Consider the following 19073-nt stretch of genomic DNA (forward strand, 5'->3'; position numbering starts at 1 on the left):
TTTTACACAAAAAGGGGAATAAAATACAGAAATGTTTATTATTTAACTAAAATTTTATTTATAAACATCATCTTTATCTTGCTTTGTTGCCCATGACTCTCTGTGGGAATCGTAGAATTCAGAACGTTTAGGAAGTTCCGTTTCCACTTTTTCTAAACCATCCTTCTCAAGCAATGTTTTGTCACCAGAGAATAAATCCGTACCCATTCCAAGCCTATTATCCTTAATTTCTACTCCAATAGAAGATAAAATAGTTGGGAACATGTCAAATGGCGCAAACATCCTATTATTTGTAATTTCTTTTGGTAAATCATTTCCATGGATTGAATTTAAGAACATATTTACAATCGTCCTATTGTATTGAGGATCCCATCCTTCAAAGAATTTTTTATCCATAGATTTGTGATCGCCTGTCACAACAATAGTCGTATCCTTGTACCATTCCTGCTGTTGAATCCATTGTACAAGTTTCACTGTTTCCTTTTGAGAATAGTGAATTACATTAGCGTATTGCATTTCAAATGGCTTGTCTTTCATGTTTTTAGACACATATCCATTCGGGAAATGTGTATCCGCATTCTCAATAATCAGGTAGAATGGTTTATCGGATTTTGCCAACTTGTTCATCTCATCTTTGGCATATTCGTAAAGTTTATCGTCCTCAAATCCCCACCAAACCTTATAGTTTTCTGGAATTAACTTTTGTTCACGAGCGTAGACTAAATCGAAAATTTTGAAATCACCATGTTTTTTATAGTAATCTCCAAGACCACCCCATTTACTGTCAGATCCAAGTATAAACTCAGTTTCATAACCATTTTTCTTCAAAATGTCACCAATTGTAGGAAAATCTGGATAAGATAAATTAGAACCATTCCTCATGCCCGCTGCAAGCATTGGTACCCCAGAATTCATGTTCACCATTCCCGCGATGGAATGACCTGAAGCATACGTCTGTTGAGGACCACCATGTTTATCCGTATGCGAGAATGATACCCCGCTGTCCGACAATTTTACCAAATCCGGCATCAGATTTTTATCATCATATCCGCCCAATTCCTTGGAATAATAGGAATTTTCGACAGACTCCATCCAAATATGAATCAAGTTCCTCTTCTTCTTAGGCATCTTCACATTTTCAGACGTTGGCATCACATAGTTATCGCCAACATATGTCGATTTTTCAAATTGCAATTTTATGATATCCCTCAGCGGAATAGTCTTAAACGCGTAAACTACAGACCCCGCAAACATAGATAGCAATAAAATAAATGCTACTAATTTTGTATGCTTGAAAATATATTTATTTTCTCCCTCTTTGGAATCATTTCTAAAGTTTTCAATAACTAAATTAGAACGTACAAATCCAACTAAACCACCAATAATTGCTGTCATAATAACTGGCACCATCATAGAGTTGAATATCTCCAAGTCCTGTGCCTTTGTGGATTCACCATTCCCTTGAGTGATTAAAAATATGAAATGATCCGCTGGTATTTCTCCGAAAGTTTTATTAAACCATGTTGGCACAAAGATAAGTGTTCCATTTAAAAATCCAAATAAAATCCCAACTAATACCAACACATAGTCTAAAATCTTCCACTTTCCATTCTTCTTTTCTAAATGGATTTTTCCTTCTAACAACATTGCAATCACTACAAGTATGAATGAAACTCCTATTGCAAACAGTGAATACTTAATCCAAAAAGTATTTCCATGCTCGCCACCATATAGATAAATCTTATTTCTAAAAAATATTAAAAAAAGACTTGAAAAAGAATTTGCAATAACAGAAATTGCAAGTCCCTTAAAAATGGCCTCTTTGTTTCTACCATAAAGCAAAATCATTGCAATAACTAATAATATAGTAATTATAATTTGGTTAATAATTAACATAAGCCCTCCGTGTGATAATTTTATCACACGATGTGTATAATTACTAGTGTGTTTAAATAATAAAAACTCATTTTCATATTAATAATCCTAAAATCAAAAATTTATTTAAGAATTAATTAATATTATAAATGAGTCTTTATCTTATTTAATTATATTAAATTTTATATATTAGTTTTTTGAAGATTTTTTTGTTCTTCAAATCCTAAAATATATGTTAGAACAGCTGATACAACCACACAAATCGATAAACCAATTATAGCGTGTAACATGTTATTTCCTTGTCCTCCAACAAATGTTGGTAATGTTGTTAATCCTCCGAAAACGAATGATTGAGCTGTTACACCCATGGCTCCTATATATGCTCCACCTGCAGCTCCACCAATTAGCGCAGCTAAGAATGGTTTTTTAAGTGGAATTGCCACACCATATATAGCTGGTTCTGTTATTCCTGAGAAAGCTATAGTAATAGCAGTTGTTAATGCATACTTTTTGTATGTCTTATCTTTAGCTTTTAGCCATACTCCTATGGCAGCACCCATCATTGCAAAGTTAGTTGCAAATGTGAATGGTACTATATAGTCATATCCTAAGGTAGCAATATTTTGAATCATAATTGGGTTTACCGCCCAATGTAAACCAACGGAAACTAGACCATTCCAACCGCCACCTATCAATAGACCTGTTAACATTCTATTTGATTCAATTAAATAATTAATAAAATCAGCTATTTTTGTACTAATCCATACTGTAACTGGTCCAATTGTCATTAATGTGAAAGGTATCATTATTAAGAAAGAAAATAATGGAACAAAAACTAAATGGCCACCTTCTGGAATAATTCTCTTCAATAATTTTTCAAGTTTAGAATATACTAAAATTGAAATTACTATAGGAAGCACTGTTGAGGCATAATTCATTAAAACAACTGGTATCCCCATAAAATCAACAGTCGTACCATTTCCAGTTTCACCCATCATAGCTATCAAATCAGGGTTAATTAAGGACGCTCCTATTACCATAGCAAATATTACATTAGCTTTTAAGGATTTAGCTGTAGTGTATGCTAAAAGTATTGGTAAGAAATAGAATACTGACATTGCAGCAATTGTTAGAATGTTATACGTACTACTTTCAGTGCTTAATATTCCTATTTGTGTTGCTAATAAAGTAAAACCTCTTAAAATACCTGCTCCAGCAAATGCTGGTAATAACGGTCCAAATATACCAGAAATAAATGTAAATACATTGAATTTAGTTTTTTTATTATCTTCTATATCATCATCTGCGTCAACATAACCTTCTGTTTTATCAGTAAATTGAGTAAGTTCATCATATACGCTAGCAACCTTTGTACCAATAACAACTTGATATTGACCACCTCGATTTAATACAGATATTACATCACCGCTTGACATAATTTCATCTGTATTAGCAATTGAATCATCTTTTAAATCAAATCTCAACCTTGTCGCACAATGAGATACTGAATTTATATTTTTTTCTCCACCTACATTATCAAATATTAATTTTGCAAGATTTTTATTATCCATAATATCCTCTTTAATTTATAAGTTCATATTGCATTTTTACCTGTCATTTTTATCTTCAATATCGCTAATCATACCTACTCGTCTTGCATGTCGTCCACCTTCAAATTCAGCATCTAACCATTCCTTCACAATCATTTTTGCTAATTCTGGTCCAACGACTCTTGAGCCAAATGCTAAAATATTTGTATTGTTGTGTTCTTTTGAAAGTTTTGCTGAATATGGCTCACTGCAAACTACGGCTCTGATTCCTCTAACTTTGTTCGCTGATATTGAGATGCCTACTCCTGTACCACAAATTAATATTCCTAAATCAAAATTTCCTGAAGCCACTTCTTTTGCTACAGTTTCACCGTATTTTGGATAATCGGTTCTTTCTGTAGAATCTGTTCCGAAGTCTTTTACTTCATGTCCTAGTTTTTTAAGATATTCTACGATTGTGGGTTTTAGTTCTTGCCCAACGTGATCGCCTCCTATTGCAATTTTCATTTTTCCTCCTTTTTTATATTTTGAGTTCATTTTTAAAGTTTTCTTAGATTTTCAATTATTTCTTTATATGATTCTTTTTTATTAAATAGTGATGAAGTTCCTAAAATAAAACCATTCACTCCAAGTTTAGAAAGATTTTCAATCTTTTTAGGCGAAATAGCTCCATCAACAAAAATTTCAAATTGAAATTTTTCTTTTAAATTTACCAATTTTTTTATCTTTTCATTTGTATAATCAAGGTATTTTTGCCCCGAAAATCCAGGATTAACAGTCATAACCATTACATAGTCAACAATTGAAAGTAATTCTATTATACTTTCAACTGATGTCCCCGGATTAATTGCTATCCCTGATTTTTTCCCTTTATCATTAATTTTTTGAATTGTCCTTGCTATTTGTTGCTCTGATTCGGGATGGACATAGATAATATCAGCTCCCATATCAGCGAATTTTTCTACATAATCACCTGGATTTTGTATCATTAAGTGAATGTCAACCAGCTTATCGGTTGATTTTCTCACTAATTCAAAATCTTGAAGTCCCATTCCGAAATTTGGTACAAAGCTTCCATCCATAAAATCCATATGATAAATATCAACGCCAGCATTTTCTAAGTTTTTGACCTCATCTTCTAGATGTCCAAAATTTGCGCACATCATAGAAGGACACAATATTTTCTTTTGCATTCATCTCTCCATTCTTCATAAATTTTTCATGAGTAATCAAGGGTAAAATAGAGTAATCGATTACTCAACTTTCTACTTGCATTATATTACGATATCGATATATTGTCAACTGTAATTGATTTTTTTGAGTAAATATGAGAAAATTAGACCATAATTGTACGGCATAGGAGGACGAATGAAAAACGTTACAATAAAAGATTTAGCTAAAATTACAGGTTTTTCTGTCGCAACAATTTCAAGAGTTATTAATAATAATGGGAGATTTTCAGAAGAAACTAGAGGAAAAGTTTTGGATGCAATTGAAAAAACTGGTTATCAAATGAATTATAGTGCGAAAAATTTAAGAATGAATAAGTCTTTTTCAATAGGGATAATTGTGCCAGATATAAGCAACTATTTCTTTAATCAGCTGGTTCAAAAAATTGAAATTCTTTTGTTTAATAATGGATATTCTACAATAATTTGTAACACTGATAGAAGTATTGAAAAGGAAAAATCCTATATAAAAACATTAGAAAATAAAGGAGTTGACGGCATCATTATAGTCTCTGGTAATCAACAATTTAAATTCGAAGATGTCAAACTACCTTATATTTGTATTGACAGAGAACCATTAAATAAAAAAAATACGATATTTATTTCCTCTGACCATTTTGATGGAGGCTACAAGGCGACGAGTGAGCTTATAAAACATGGATGTAAAAATCCAGCTATCGCCATGGTAAAAGATAGAGAATCTACATCATCCAACCTAAGATTCGCTGGATTTTTAAAAGCACTAAAAGATTATGAATTAGATTTTAATCCAAATATTTCAATAGTCTATTTAGATAAAAAAGAGGAAGTAAATGATAACATTATTAATCATTTACAAAAAAATAACATCGATGGACTATTTACCATTAATGATTTTATCGCCTTTAAATTTATCGATAAACTTAAATATTCGCATTTTAACATTCCAGAAGATATAAAAATTATTGGTTTTGATGACAATTATTTTAATAAATTTATTACACCTAAACTTTCATCGATCTATCAAGATCTTGACTTAATTTCTCAAGCTTCTGTTGATAGCTTGCTTAAAATGTTAGATAAAGACATAGTTTTAGGTCAATCAATATCCATTCCAATAGAGGTACATTTACGTGAATCAGTCGTAAAAAAAATCTAGAATAATTTGTATAGTTATTATATAATAACTATATATTTTAAGGAGAATATATGAAACGTAAAAATAAACTTATTAAAATCATTACAATTATCATAATCATCATCTTATTGGCCACTTATTTCATTGGAAATTACTTTGTTAATTTTGCATTAGTGCCAAATCAAGGTGGTAAAAATAGAAAGAAAGTTACTGAAGAAATTCCTGATGGAGTATCTAAAAAAGATAGCAAGATTGAAAAAATTATTAAGAAAAACAAAAACATTTCAGCTAAATCTGCTGAAGAATTCATTCATAAGGAAAGAAAAAACACAAAGGAAATTTCAATCTCAAGTCAGGATGGTTTTAGACTTGTAGGACATAAATATTTACAAGAAAATCCAACGGATAAATGGATGGTAATCGTGCACGGTTATCAATCAAGTGAGAATGAATCTAACAAATTAGCCTATCGATTCTATTCCCAAGGATTCAACATTTTAACATATAATCAGAGAGCAACTAAACCGAGCGAAGGTAACTATATCACAATGGGAATCAAAGAATCCGACGACCTAATCCTTTGGATTGAAGCAATCAAGAAAGAATACCCAAATGCCGAATTTGTACTTCACGGCACTTCAATGGGTTCCGCTACAGTTTTGCTTGCTTCAGGAAAGGAAAACTTACCAAAAGAAGTTAAAGCAATAATTGCGGACTGTGGATATTCTAGCGTTTGGGACATCTTTTCATCCGAACTAAAACAAAGATTCAACTTGCCACCATTCCCAATACTTCACATGGCAGGCTTAGTCGCAATACCAAAAGCTGGCATAAACCTAATGTCAGATGAAGGAAACGTCGCAGAACATGTTGAAAAATCAACCACTCCAACACTATTCATCCATGGAACCGCCGATGACTTCGTACCATATCCAATGGTGAATAAACTATATGATGCCTTAAAGATCAAAGAAAAGGACAAGTTTATTGTTGAAGGTGCAGGACACGCAGAAGCACAATATGTAGATCCGGATAAATATTTCGGAGCGATAGAAGAATTTTTGAAGGGAAAGATTTAAGGAATAATTTTATTGAGGATATTCAACACATTTTGGCGTTGTGGTCAAAATGTGTTGAATTATTTTGGGTTCATAAGTATGGGTTAGGAAAGAACCTGACGAATACTGATGAACTTTTTATATTTTAAAAATAAATTTATCAGATAGTAGGTATTCATATACTAGATGAATAATTTCCCCGTCCTGATTACATACAATGGCTTTAACTAATATAACAGGTGTGTTAAGCCTTATATTAAATACTTTAGAAATTTCTTCATCTGAATATATTATTTCAATAGTTTTTTCTAAAGTTTCTGTTATTATTCCTCGTTCTTCTTCTAAGTACTTATAAATTGATTTATTGTTAAAATCGAAGTTTTTTAAATCAAATAAATTACTATTAAAATGTGATACTTCGTATGCACATGGCTCTCCATCTGCATATCTTAATCTTTTCATTATCAATACATAATCTTGATCTGTTATATTAAAACTTACTTGATCTAATTTATCTGCTAACTCTATACTTGCACTAATTAATTTGGCCCCTGGCATTCTTCCACTTTCTAAAACCATATTACTAAAACTCTTTGTCTCTGCAATTGGTCTAACAATTTTATCTCTATTTAGAAAAGTACCTTTCCCCTGTTGTCTATTTATATAATTCTCTTTTTGAAGTAATTCCATTGATTGTCTAATAGTAACTCTACTTACATTAAAAATTTCGGATAATTTTCTTTCTGTAGGCAATCTATCATTTTTGTCAACAATTTTGCTTTCTTCGTTATTTTTAGCTTTACACAATTCTTCAATTAATATATCTGCTATCTGTTTATATAAAGGGGTAGATGAATTATTATCTATCCTTTCCATTTTCCACCTCAATTATCTAAATTTCTATCTCTTCAATACCAATAATACCATATTTCTTAGCTTCATATGATAATTCTTTTAAACTTAAGTCTTCTTTCGTCATCAAAACTTGGATAAGCATCGGAATATTAACTCCAGTTACTACTAGAGCATTTTCGTTACTAATACTGTATCTTACAGCAACATTAAATGGTGTACCACCTTTTAAATCAACTAAAAATAAAACATTATCACAATTATAAAAATTTTTAATTTTATTTATGTATTTATCCATAATATCTTCTGGTGAATCACTTTCAATAAATTCCACAGCAGCAATATTATTTTGTTCACCGATAATCATCTTAGCTGAGTTTACCAATTCAATACCAGTTTTACCATGAGTGCAAACAATTATTCCTGTGTTCATCTTATACCTTCTTTCTTTGAATTTTTTATAATATATTGGTATTATAACATACTTACCATATAATACAATAATTTATATTTTAGTCTTGACAATCGATTTCTAGTGTTATACTATATGAATATGATATAAGGTATTAATACCAATAATACCTATTATAGGAGAAAGGAGGAAAAATGATTAAATTCATAAGAATTGATTATAGGCTATTACATGGTCAGATAGTTGTGAGTTGGTTAAATAGGTATAGTATTGATAGGATAATAATCATCGATGATAAAGCTGGTTCAAGCAAAACCGAAAAATCTATTTTAAAACTAGCAAAACCATCTGGAACAAAGCTTAATATTTTTACAGTTAAAGATGCATTAGCTAGAAAAATAAAAATTAGTCAATTAAAAGATAATACGGCAATAATCTTTGGGAACACACAATCTTGTTTGGAATTCTTAAGAGAATTTAATAGTAATATCCACGAAGTTAATTATGGGGCTATTCCTAAAGTAAATGATTCGAAAGAATTTGATAAAGCATTATTTTTGACAGAAAAAGATATAGAAAATTCCAAAGAATTAATAAATCTAGGATATAAATTATATTCTCAACAAACTCCATCAAATAGTAGTATTGACTTAAACAAAATAATATAAGGAGGATAAAATGCTACTCAATGCTATATTAGTTGGTCTAGTCGGCATATTTTGTATGCTTGACTCAAGATTACTTGGAAGATTAAACTTCGAAAGACCATTAATAGGTTCCACATTAGTTGGTTTGGTCTTAGGAGATTTACATACAGGTTTAGTAGTAGGCGCACAGCTAGAATTAGTTTCATTAGGTCTTGTCAATGTTGGTGCAGCATCACCACCAGATATGGTTTTAGGATCAATAGTTGCATCTGCATTTGCAATATTGACAAAAGCTACTCCTGAAGAAGCTCTAACAATAGCAATACCTATTGCAGTATTAGGACAATTCATGGGAATACTATTAAGAACAATAATAGTAGGGCTAAACCATAGAGTTGATAATTTAATAGATGAAGGCGAATTTAAAAAGGCTGCAAATACTCATATTATCTGGGGAACAGTTTTATATTCCCTTTCATATTTCGTACCAATATTTTTAGCAATATATTTAGGTACCGATGTAGTTAAGAATTTCATTTCCACCGTCCCTGAATGGTTAACAAACGGTTTGAATTTAGCTTCAAAAATAATGCCAGCATATGGATTCGCATTACTACTTTCAATGATGATGACTAAAAAGAATGTTATGTATATGTTAGCAGGATTTTTATTAGCAGCTTATCTTAAATTAGATTTGACCGCTATTTCACTTATCGGAATTGTCGGCGCATTAATTTTAAGAGATGTTAAATTCGATAAACTATCAAGCGTAAGTAACAAAGATAACCAGGATGAATTAGATTCAGATGATTACGATATTTTGGACGAACCTGATGGATATTAAAGGAGGAACACATGGGAAAAGATAATAATAGTTGGAAATATAGACACTTCTTTTGGAGTTCCTGGGCAATTCAAAATACTTGGAACTATGAAAGACAAATGAATATGGGTTATTTATATGGAATGGCGCCTATATTAGATGAAATATATAAAGATAATGCTCCTGAAACCATCGAAATGAAGAAGGAAGCATATCATAGACATATGCAGTTATTTAACTGTACACCTCAAACAACCTCACTTGTTATGGGGATAACTGCAGCTATGGAAGAAGCTTATGCAGAAAATCCAGATGAAGTTCAACCAGAATCTATCGCGAATATTAAAACAAGTTTAATGGGGCCTTTATCTGGGATTGGTGATTCATTCTTCCAAGGAACAGTTAGAATTATCGCTTTCGGTCTAGGTATTTCCTTCGCAAAACAAGGAAATATATTAGGGCCTATTCTAGCAATGATAATATCATTTATTCCATCATTTTTAGTAACTTATTATGGTGGAAAAATAGGTTATAAAGAAGGTGCAAAGTCCATTGATAAATTACTAAAAGGTGGACTAATGGATCAAGTATTCTATGTAACAAGCGTTGCCGGATTATTCGTAATTGGTGGTATGATTGTAAACTTAATTGGTTTAACTACCCCATTAACATTTGGTGAGAATTTTGTTTTACAAGATACTTTAGACACAATAATGCCAGGTATTTTACCACTTTTATCTACATTATTAATGTTTTGGTTAACAAAAAAGAAAGTAAATACATTACTAATATTAGCCATAATTATAATTAGTGGAATACTACTAAGTTATTTTGGAATATTAGCATAAAAAATTATAGGAGTAAGTTATGAAAATAGATGTAAAAAAAATTGTAAGTGAAATATTGAAAAATGATATAAAAAGTGTATTTTTTGTAGGATGTGGTGCTTCAAAAGCAGACCTATATCCAGGTTATTATTTCTTAAAACATAATTCCACACTTAAAAGTGCACATTTAACTGCTAATGAATTTAATTTTGATACACCAAAAGATGTAAATGAACATTCAATCGTAGTGACAGCTTCATTAGGTGGTACAACTCCTGAAACTGTAGAAGCTACAAATAAGGCATTAGAGTTAGGCGCGAATGTAATTTCATTAACTAATGATGATGAATCTCCTATTGCAGAAAATCCTAAATATGTAATTGTACACGGATTTAAAGAAAGCTATGCTGCGAAATTAGAAAAGATGTCTTACGCATTACTTATCGCAATTGAAATAGCACAACAAACTGATGGGGTTGAAAATTACGATAAATATATTGAAGGATTTGAAAAACTACCAGAATTTGTAGAAAAAATCGCAAAATCTGTTAGATCTGATGCAAAACAATTTGCAAAAACATTTGAAAAATCTGACCCAATTTATGTACTAGGAAGTGGTCCAACAGCGGAAGTTGCATATGCTACATCACTTTGCCTATTACTTGAAATGCAATGGATAAACTCAGCAAGCATTCATTCTGGAGAATTCTTCCACGGTGCACTTGAAATAACAGACAAAGATGTACCATTCATACTATTTATGAATGAAGGTAAAACAAGAAAATTAGACGAAAGACTACTTACATTCTTACTAAGATTTGATGCTCAAGTAGCTGTAATTGATGGTAAAGATTTTGGATTATCTACAGAATTTGGAAGTGAAGTTGTAGATTACTTCAACCCTCTTGTACTTACTGTAGTTATGAGAATATACGCTGAAGAACTTTCATTTATTAGAGAACACCCACTTTCAAAAAGAAGATATATGTGGAAATTAGAATATTAAAGAGTCGCCTATGTATAAAGGGGTAATTTTTGATATGGATGGGGTTCTAATAGACTCGGAACAATTCTATTTAATAAGAAGATTAGACTTCTTTAAAGAAATTAGAGTCAAGCCTGGAACCCAAGATATCAACGACTTTATAGGTCAATCAAGCGACAATATTTGGAAATTACTAGTTCCTAATAATAAATCAAAAAGAGAACAAATAAAAGAAATTTATGAAAAAGACTATGTTCCAAAAAATGAAATTGATTATGTAAAATATTCAAGACATAACCTTAACATTTTATTTAAAAAACTCTACGTAAATAATATTAAAATCGGTATAGCTTCTGCATCCGCAGCCCATAACATAGAAAACATGTTAAATGAGACAAAAATCAAAAAATATATCGACTTTTATATTAGCGGAGAAGATTGCAGTAAAAACAAACCTGATCCTGAAATCTATGAATTGTCTGCAAAGAGAATTCAATTAGACAAAAACGAAATAGTTGTTATTGAAGATTCTGTTCACGGAATTGAATCAGCTAAAAAAGCAGGATTAAATGTCATCGCAATCAAACCAAGTGGATATAATATAAATCAGTCACAGGCTGATTATATAGTTGAAGATATACATGATATATTGGAATATATTCTTAAATAGATATATAAGATATTAAAGGTGATGTTGCAGAATAGTTAAACCTATTCTCCTCATCACCTTTTTTCAACGTTTTAATTTATCTATTAAATTTTTATTATAGTGAAACATTCAAAAGTCTATACTAATAGACAATATTATCAATCCTGACTATTGAAATATAGTACTTTCTGCCATCTTTATAAAGACCATTCTCCCTTAAAATATTTTTAATATTGTAATTGTCTACTTCTTGATGATCTCTAATATTAGATAACATCATACTTAATTTAGCATTCACATCTAAGGCTTCATCCAGTTTATTATCTGGAAATATTTTTTCTAAATAATCAAAGCTTTCATTTTTTATCATATTATTTAGAATTACATCATCAACACCTGTTTGTAGAGCCTCCCTCATAAAGCTATAGGATGGCTGATCGACTAATAGATACCAGATAATTTCCGTATCGTTAAAATTATTGATATATTTAAAAACATCTTCTTCAATATGACTAACGTCTATAAACACTAGATTGTAGCCATATTCATATTGAAAACTTTCCGCTTCTTCTAAATTATTGGCGGTATTTACAATATTTATATAGAAATTTTTCTCTATAAGTTTATTTAATATCGCTATTGAATTCTTTTTTGAAACATTAATAAATAAAAGTCTAATCGGTTTAAGCATATCACTCTCCTCAATAATATTATATACTTAAAGTTAAAATAAGTATATAATTATCAAAATAATATATATTATATTTCGAAATAATATTTTTCTATCTAATTTTATTGCTAAATGGTCTATAATATTATTAGACTAGATTTTAAACGAATTATTTTACAAGGAGTTAAAATGAATCAAAATAAAAAAAATATTAGTATAGCTGAAATGTTTATGATATTTTTGAAAATCGCATCATTTACATTTGGGGGTGGATATACTATCGTACCAGTTATGAAAGATGAATTTTCAGTAAAAAGAGGATTAATTGATGAAAAAGAAATGATTGACATAGTTTCCATTTCTACATCTGGACCAGGACCAATGGCTATAAACTGCGCCATTCTTACTGGATATAGATTGCACGGGGTCTTAGGAGCAGTCATGGCTGCCATTTCTTCTGCCATTCCTTCTTTAGTTATTATCACCGTTATCTCATATTTCTATAAGGAATTTTCAGAAAACTATTATGTAAAAGCAGCTCTTTCCGGAATGGGTGGTGTGATTGCCGGAGTACTTTTAATCACTTCATACGATATGGCAAAACAAGCATTAAAGAGCAATACGCTAATTAGCCTATTTATCATGGTTAGTGCATTTGTGGCAAGTTTTGTATTTAATATCAATACAGGCTTAATAATTTTAGTAGTAGCAATTTTTGGGCTATTCACTTATTCAATAATTAAAGATGAAGAAGAAAAATCTAAAGAGGAGAAATTATAATGTCAATATTAATCGCTTTATTTCTAACCTTCCTTCAAATTGGTGCTCTTGCATTTGGGGGTGGATATGCAATCCTGCCATTTATTCAAGAGCTAGTGGTCAATCATCATGGTTGGCTGTCTGTTAGAGAAATGACTGATGTTGTTACAATTTCACAAATGACTCCGGGACCAATCGCACTAAATGGAGCGACCTTTGTAGGTACCAAAGTTGCAGGCCTAATCGGCTCAATTGTAGCAACCACCGCAATCATATTACCACAACTTGTAATAATGCTAATCTTAGCAAAATTATATTTCTCAGATAAAGAAATCTCATTTATGCAAAAAATCATCAAAGCGTTGAGACCAGCCGTTGCCGGACTAATCTTTATCGCAACCATCGACATGATAAATGGTTCCGTCTTCAACGGATTAACATTCGCACTTGAAAACATCTCATACGTCGCACTTATAACCTTCTTTGTAGGATTCTTCCTATACATAAAGAAAGTTGGAATGATAAAACTAATCTCCATCGGCGCCGTTTTAGGAATACTGCTTACTGTCGTATTTGATAAGATTTTGTAGGAATGGATATGAGATAAGGAAAAGTTTAAGATATGGAGATATCGTCTTAAGGAATTGGGTGGTGTACGAGGATATTTATGAAATACGGATTTATCATCGTAGAAAAAGCGGCTGATGGACGAGGATATTTGTGAAATATTGAATTATCATCGTAGGAATATTCGCTGATGGACGAGGATATTTGTGAAATACGGATTTATCATCGTAGGAAAATCGACTGATGGACGAGGATAAATGATAAAATCTAGATTATCATCGTACATACTCCTAAATTTATACGAGGACATTTGTGATAATCGCAAATGTCCTCGTATTTTTTTACTATTTAGTTTACACCTCTAAGTTATAATACATTTTAATAAAATTATTATCTGCGTCCGAGTAACTTCCCTTCTGAGGTGAAGTTGTACCATTTTCTATCAATAAATTGTCTGCCCACTACTCTTGTACCAGTTTTTCTTAAATATCTCCAAGATCCATCGATAAACTGCCAACCGAATGCTTGAGTACCGCTACCTTTTCTAAAATACATCCAACCCAAAGGAAGTTTTTGCCAGCCTGTCGCCATTGTTCCAGAATTTCTGAAAAATCTCCATGAGCCATCAATAAACTGTCTACCCTTGACCATTGTTCCTGAAGATAATCTAAAGAAATACTTATATCCATTTTCTGGATTTGTCCACCATCCTTTTTTATATCTTGCATTTGGACCTTCTAGAGACAACCAAGTCATGCCATTCTCATGGAATGTTTGAGTCATAGACTCGCCTTTAGAATTAAAAAACTTCCAAGTTTTATTTATCCATTTCCATTCAGACTTAGCCTGTTTACCCTTATCAAAATATGTCCATTTGTTTCCTATTTTTTCCCAACCATTTTTTATTTCTGGTTTATTCAGACCTTCATCTTTATTTGGTTTTTCCGCTTTTAACACAACGATATTCTTAGGTGTTGCCCCCGCTTCAATCAATTCATTCTTAGCGTCATCACTATATACATGATATTTTATCTTTCTTTTTACATTCTCATCGATATCAAAAGTCTTAACTGATAATTTGATTTCATCAGATTTAAAAGTAATACTTTTAAGTGATGAAGTTTCACCAGAAATCACAAATTGTCCAAATTCTTTAGATCCCTTACCAAAAGTGATGCGTTCAAGACTTTCTAAACCATGGAATGCATTCTTACCATAAGTAGCGACAGAATCCGGAATATCAATTTCCTTAATTGCTATTGTATTATAGAAAGCTAATCTTCCAATCTTTTTAAGTCCCTCATTTAACTTGATTTGCTCAATATATTGAGCATCTCTAAAGGCAAAATCACCAATTTCTTGTACAGCTTTACCAAATTCTACTTTCTTTAGATTTACCGCATTATCAAAACTATATTGCGAAAGCTTCTTAACACTGTCCGGTATTCTTATCATAGTTGCGTCAGCATTTGATGGATATTTTATTAAATTACTTTTTGCCTTATCATATAAAACACCTTCAATATCCTCATATTTCTTATTATCTTTATCAACTTTAATTTCTGTCAAACTTGGTGTAACTGAAAACGCCCTATCCCCAATCAAATCAACATTCTTAGGAATGAATATCTTCTTCAACTTTTTATCTACAGAAAAAGCTTCGTGTCCGATAGTTTCAAGTTTAGAACCTTTCTCAATATTAAATTCACTTAACTCTTCGGCAAAACTAAACGCCCTGTTTCCAATAAATTCGACAGAATTTGGCAAAGTAATTTTCTTCAATTTTGAAAAATAAAAAGCGTTATGACCGATAAATTTTAATTTAGAATTTTTTTCAAATTTTACTTCAGTAACATATTCAGAATACTGAAATGCCCTATCTTGTATTTTCTCAACAGTATTAGGAACGATAACTGTTTTTATTTTCGGACCAAAAATTTTTCCAGAAAATTCATCATTCACATTACTGAACGCTTCACTTCCTATTTCAACAACCTCAAATTCCATTCCACCAAATTTCACTTTTTCAGGAATCTTAAGCTCTGCACCTTCATAGGAGATGTAGTTATTTCCATCACCCAGCTGAACTTTTCCTTTCCCTTTTTCAACACTCAAAATCTTATATTTCAAGTTGTCCACAACTATTACTTTTCCAACTTTTATTTCTTCCTTTTGCGACATTATCACATCTTGCTTCTTCGCCCCAGCCCCATCAATCGCACTAGCATATGAAGACTGATACATCATTGAAAATGCAACAGCAGCCGCACAAACCTTAATTATAAATTTCTTCCTCATATTATACCTCTCTTTTTTTTTAATTAGGTTTACCTAATTATATATTTTGGTTAACCTAATATGAATTGTACAATATTTTTATTTATAATTCAACATAATATGAATTTTTTTTGAGATTGAGGGAATTAAGAGTTGAAGGAATGGGTGAAGTTGGGAATAATGATGGTGTTGGAACAATGAGGGTGTTGGGAGATAAGCGAATTCAGGACAATGAGGGTGTCGTGAGAATGGGTGATATTAGATAAGTAACAACTGGGAAAATTGAAGATTTGAGTGTGTAAGTGAGGGTATTGGAGATGAATGGGATTTGGGACAATGATGGTGCTGGAGATGAATGTGTTTTGGAATTTTTTACATATATTACTATAAATATTACATTTTATCAACTATTCTATGGTCCCTATATACCCCACCCGGGTATATTTAAGACCATGTCCTATTTTTTATGGTCTGTAAAATACCCCCTAGGGGTATTTTTGGACCATGTCCACAAAGAATATTTCCGCTTGTATGGTCTGTTAATACCCCCCTACCGTATTTTTAGGGCCATTTTAAGTGATATATCTTAGTGTATAATCTTTGTATACAAAAAATATATGGTCCCTTTTATACCCACCCCGGGTATATCAGGACCATATTTTTTAAACTTATGGTCTGTAGTATACCCCACTGGGGTATTTTGGGACCATATTTTTAAAGTTTTATGGTCTTATTTATACCCCCCTGGGGTATCTGGCAACAACATATTCCCATAATCAACAATATATTTTTAATTTATCACAACTATTTATCACTTCTATCACCGACTATTTATCACATCTATAACCAACTATGAATTCTCACAGCTCCATACAAACTATATGTCATCAATAATCCTTACTCCCACAGTTATCCATTCTCACTAAACAAACAACACAACAGCTGTATAGACAATTAGGGTTACAATCATAAACATTGATACAAAGCCACTTGTAAATGATTCATCTTCCTTACTTTTATACAGCGGTTCTATGATTGGGATTAGTCCAAAGCCTGTCGGACTCATAAAGTATATGATTGGTGCTATCATATAGGTTGGGTCTGACATTTGTGTTGGGAAAAATATAAAGAATCCCAAAATTACTAATGTGCTTAGTATTGTTTTTAGGCCAATTAATTTAAGTATTGGTTGAAGTGATGTTTTATCTATGGTTAGGTTATATCCTAGGATAAATAATATTGTTGGAATGATTGGTTGCATAGCTTGTGATAATGTTGAACTGATCATTTTTCCAAAGCTACTTAATAGCAGTTTTTCATATATTCCTGTGATGTTAAGTAATAAGCCTAATAGCACGGCAATGACAAAGGTATTTGAGAAGATTTTCTTTAACATTTCTCCTTTGTCGCTTGTGGTTGAGGCTTCTTTTGATACGATGAATGGAAATATGATGAAGCACATTGTTACGCCGGCAATATCGTAAATGACGGTATTGCTGGAGATTCCAACGATGGATAGATAAAGCGGCAGTGAAACATTCCCACCTTCAACTACAGTTATTAGGTATGATGCGAAGTGAGAATATTTTGGCGTTAGTTTAGGTGTCACAATTTTACCTATGGCAAATTCGACAATAAAGACGATAAGTACGTATAGAATGATTCCAATTTTTGATGCGTCGAATTTTGCACCTGCCATTAGATTGAAAATCATAATCGGGAATAATATGTTGAAGACTAATGCATTTGCACCATTCTTTTGTTCTTCACTTATCCATCCCTTTCTTTTTGAAATATAACCTAAGATTAGCATAAAAAATACTGGCATCAAGGTGTTTAAGGCATCCACAATTTCCTCCTAATTTTAATATTTTACAAATATATCATATTACAGATTTTCATTTTTACAATGTAATTTATTTCCAATGGTAGGGAAATTGTAGGGCTTACACAAAGTACAAACACATTATTAATGGCATGTTTAGATACTTAGCAATGCGTTTATCGTAGAAGTGATTTAATCCCATATATTGGGAAAATAAGGGTATTAATATATTAGAATTTCGAAAATAATATAAAATTTGGAGGAATCATGGAAAAAACTATCACTGTTAGAGGAACTGGCTCTTTGAGCGTAAAACCAAACTATATTGAAATTTCAATCAATCTTGCAACAAAACATATGAACTATGAAGAGGCTTATAACAACTCATTGGAAAAGATTGATAAGTTGAATAGTGCCATTTCAAATGCAGGATTCAGCGCAGATAAATTAAAGACTACCAATTTTAATATTGAGAGTAGATACAAAAGTATAAGAGATGAAAATGACGAATATCAACAGATTTTCGATGGCTATGAAGTTTATCATAGCTTGAAATTGGGTTTTGATTTCAATCTTAACGATTTAAATAGAGTACTGTCTGAAATTACAAAATCAGCTAATAATCCAAATATTTCTATTCAATTTACTGTAAAAGATCATTCAGAAATTAAGGAAAAACTATTAGAAGATGTCGTAAAAAATGCCAAACAGATTGCAGAAGTTTTGTGCCAAAATTCAAATGTCACTCTTGGTGAATTAATTACTATTGACTATAGCTGGCAAGATATCAATCTATATTCTTCTACAGAATATAGACCGAAAATAATGCAAGAATCTTTAATGGAAAAGTCTATTGATATCAATCCAGACGATATTGAAATAAGTGATTCCGCTACTTTTGTGTGGAGGATTAAGTAAAGCTAATGATAGAGAATATTCTATTGTGAGTTA

General features: G+C 31.3%; 20 protein-coding genes. 11 read left to right on the forward strand and 9 right to left on the reverse strand.

The features are described 5' to 3' along the window. Positions 1-54: 54 nt before the first annotated feature. The 4 genes from HMPREF9709_RS07600 to rpe all read right to left on the reverse strand — a co-directional run bounded on the left by HMPREF9709_RS07600 (position 55) and on the right by rpe (position 4618). The gene (locus HMPREF9709_RS07600; RefSeq protein ID WP_005399023.1) at positions 55-1896 is read right to left on the reverse strand and encodes an LTA synthase family protein; all 1842 of its coding nucleotides are present in this window, start codon (positions 1894-1896) and stop codon (positions 55-57) included. Positions 1897-2057: 161 nt separating this feature from the next. Next, on the reverse strand, positions 2058-3446 hold the full coding sequence (locus tag HMPREF9709_RS07605; RefSeq protein WP_005399024.1) for a PTS transporter subunit EIIC: 1389 nt from the start codon (positions 3444-3446) through the stop codon (positions 2058-2060). A gap of 36 nt (positions 3447-3482) precedes the next feature. Then, entirely contained in the window at positions 3483-3932 is a 450-nt protein-coding gene (gene rpiB, locus HMPREF9709_RS07610; RefSeq protein WP_005399025.1) for a ribose 5-phosphate isomerase B, read from the reverse strand. A 32-nt stretch (positions 3933-3964) separates the two neighbouring features. After that, positions 3965-4618 carry a ribulose-phosphate 3-epimerase gene (gene rpe / locus HMPREF9709_RS07615; RefSeq protein ID WP_005399026.1) on the reverse strand — a complete coding sequence of 218 codons (654 nt, stop codon included), beginning with the start codon at positions 4616-4618 and terminating at the stop codon, positions 3965-3967. Between the two features lie 175 nt (positions 4619-4793). On the opposite strand from rpe, the gene HMPREF9709_RS07620 reads away from it, so the two are divergent. Both HMPREF9709_RS07620 and HMPREF9709_RS07625 read left to right on the forward strand, forming a co-directional pair. Continuing rightward, positions 4794-5792 carry a LacI family DNA-binding transcriptional regulator gene (locus tag HMPREF9709_RS07620; protein ID WP_005399027.1) on the forward strand — a complete coding sequence of 333 codons (999 nt, stop codon included), beginning with the start codon at positions 4794-4796 and terminating at the stop codon, positions 5790-5792. 50 nt (positions 5793-5842) lie between these two features. Further along, entirely contained in the window at positions 5843-6850 is a 1008-nt protein-coding gene (locus HMPREF9709_RS07625; protein WP_005399028.1) for an alpha/beta hydrolase, read from the forward strand. 117 nt (positions 6851-6967) lie between these two features. Here the strand turns inward: HMPREF9709_RS07625 and HMPREF9709_RS07630 are convergent, their stop codons facing one another. Both HMPREF9709_RS07630 and HMPREF9709_RS07635 read right to left on the reverse strand, forming a co-directional pair. Then, on the reverse strand, positions 6968-7705 hold the full coding sequence (locus HMPREF9709_RS07630) for a GntR family transcriptional regulator (protein ID WP_005399029.1): 738 nt from the start codon (positions 7703-7705) through the stop codon (positions 6968-6970). A gap of 16 nt (positions 7706-7721) precedes the next feature. Then, positions 7722-8114, reverse strand: a complete 393-nt coding sequence (locus tag HMPREF9709_RS07635; RefSeq protein ID WP_005399030.1) for a PTS sugar transporter subunit IIA — start codon at positions 8112-8114, stop codon at positions 7722-7724. A 173-nt stretch (positions 8115-8287) separates the two neighbouring features. On the opposite strand from HMPREF9709_RS07635, the gene HMPREF9709_RS07640 reads away from it, so the two are divergent. From HMPREF9709_RS07640 to HMPREF9709_RS07660, 5 genes are read left to right on the forward strand one after another with little or no spacing between them, the layout of a single operon-like run. After that, positions 8288-8761 (forward strand): PTS sugar transporter subunit IIB, encoded by a 474-nt coding sequence (locus tag HMPREF9709_RS07640; protein ID WP_005399031.1) that lies wholly within the window; start codon positions 8288-8290, stop codon positions 8759-8761. A 10-nt stretch (positions 8762-8771) separates the two neighbouring features. Continuing rightward, a complete protein-coding gene (locus HMPREF9709_RS07645; protein WP_005399032.1) occupies positions 8772-9584 on the forward strand; it encodes a PTS mannose/fructose/sorbose/N-acetylgalactosamine transporter subunit IIC in 813 nt (270 codons plus the stop codon). Positions 9585-9595: 11 nt separating this feature from the next. Then, complete coding sequence (locus HMPREF9709_RS07650) at positions 9596-10411, forward strand: PTS system mannose/fructose/sorbose family transporter subunit IID (RefSeq protein ID WP_005399033.1); 816 nt, start codon at positions 9596-9598, stop codon at positions 10409-10411. Between the two features lie 19 nt (positions 10412-10430). After that, a complete protein-coding gene (locus tag HMPREF9709_RS07655; protein WP_005399034.1) occupies positions 10431-11396 on the forward strand; it encodes an SIS domain-containing protein in 966 nt (321 codons plus the stop codon). Between the two features lie 10 nt (positions 11397-11406). Continuing rightward, positions 11407-12045, forward strand: coding sequence for an HAD family hydrolase (locus HMPREF9709_RS07660; protein ID WP_005399035.1), 639 nt, complete (start codon positions 11407-11409; stop codon positions 12043-12045). A gap of 121 nt (positions 12046-12166) precedes the next feature. On the opposite strand, the gene HMPREF9709_RS07665 is transcribed toward HMPREF9709_RS07660, so the two are convergent. Then, on the reverse strand, positions 12167-12715 hold the full coding sequence (locus HMPREF9709_RS07665; RefSeq protein ID WP_005399036.1) for a hypothetical protein: 549 nt from the start codon (positions 12713-12715) through the stop codon (positions 12167-12169). A gap of 168 nt (positions 12716-12883) precedes the next feature. Between HMPREF9709_RS07665 and HMPREF9709_RS07670 the strand changes: the two genes are divergently transcribed. Both HMPREF9709_RS07670 and HMPREF9709_RS07675 read left to right on the forward strand, forming a co-directional pair. Continuing rightward, positions 12884-13474 carry a chromate transporter gene (locus HMPREF9709_RS07670; protein WP_005399037.1) on the forward strand — a complete coding sequence of 197 codons (591 nt, stop codon included), beginning with the start codon at positions 12884-12886 and terminating at the stop codon, positions 13472-13474. Further along, positions 13474-14043 (forward strand): chromate transporter, encoded by a 570-nt coding sequence (locus HMPREF9709_RS07675; protein WP_005399038.1) that lies wholly within the window; start codon positions 13474-13476, stop codon positions 14041-14043. The genes HMPREF9709_RS07670 and HMPREF9709_RS07675 overlap by 1 nt, the downstream gene beginning before the upstream one ends. Before the next feature lie 367 nt (positions 14044-14410). Here HMPREF9709_RS07675 and HMPREF9709_RS07680 read toward each other — a convergent pair whose 3' ends face one another. Further along, positions 14411-16318: a leucine-rich repeat protein gene (locus tag HMPREF9709_RS07680; protein ID WP_005399039.1), complete on the reverse strand. Its 1908-nt coding sequence runs from the start codon at positions 16316-16318 to the stop codon at positions 14411-14413. A 110-nt stretch (positions 16319-16428) separates the two neighbouring features. Here HMPREF9709_RS07680 and HMPREF9709_RS10330 point away from each other — a divergent pair, with 110 nt between their 5' ends. Next, positions 16429-16563, forward strand: a complete 135-nt coding sequence (locus HMPREF9709_RS10330; protein WP_280985308.1) for a hypothetical protein — start codon at positions 16429-16431, stop codon at positions 16561-16563. 656 nt (positions 16564-17219) lie between these two features. On the opposite strand, the gene HMPREF9709_RS07685 is transcribed toward HMPREF9709_RS10330, so the two are convergent. Beyond that, positions 17220-18146, reverse strand: a complete 927-nt coding sequence (locus HMPREF9709_RS07685) for an AEC family transporter (RefSeq protein ID WP_005399042.1) — start codon at positions 18144-18146, stop codon at positions 17220-17222. A 243-nt stretch (positions 18147-18389) separates the two neighbouring features. Between HMPREF9709_RS07685 and HMPREF9709_RS07690 the strand changes: the two genes are divergently transcribed. After that, on the forward strand, positions 18390-19040 hold the full coding sequence (locus HMPREF9709_RS07690) for an SIMPL domain-containing protein (protein ID WP_005399043.1): 651 nt from the start codon (positions 18390-18392) through the stop codon (positions 19038-19040). The last annotated feature ends 33 nt before the right edge of the window (positions 19041-19073 follow it).

The organism is Helcococcus kunzii ATCC 51366 (genome assembly GCF_000245755.1).
GTDB lineage: Bacteria > Bacillota > Clostridia > Tissierellales > Peptoniphilaceae > Helcococcus > Helcococcus kunzii.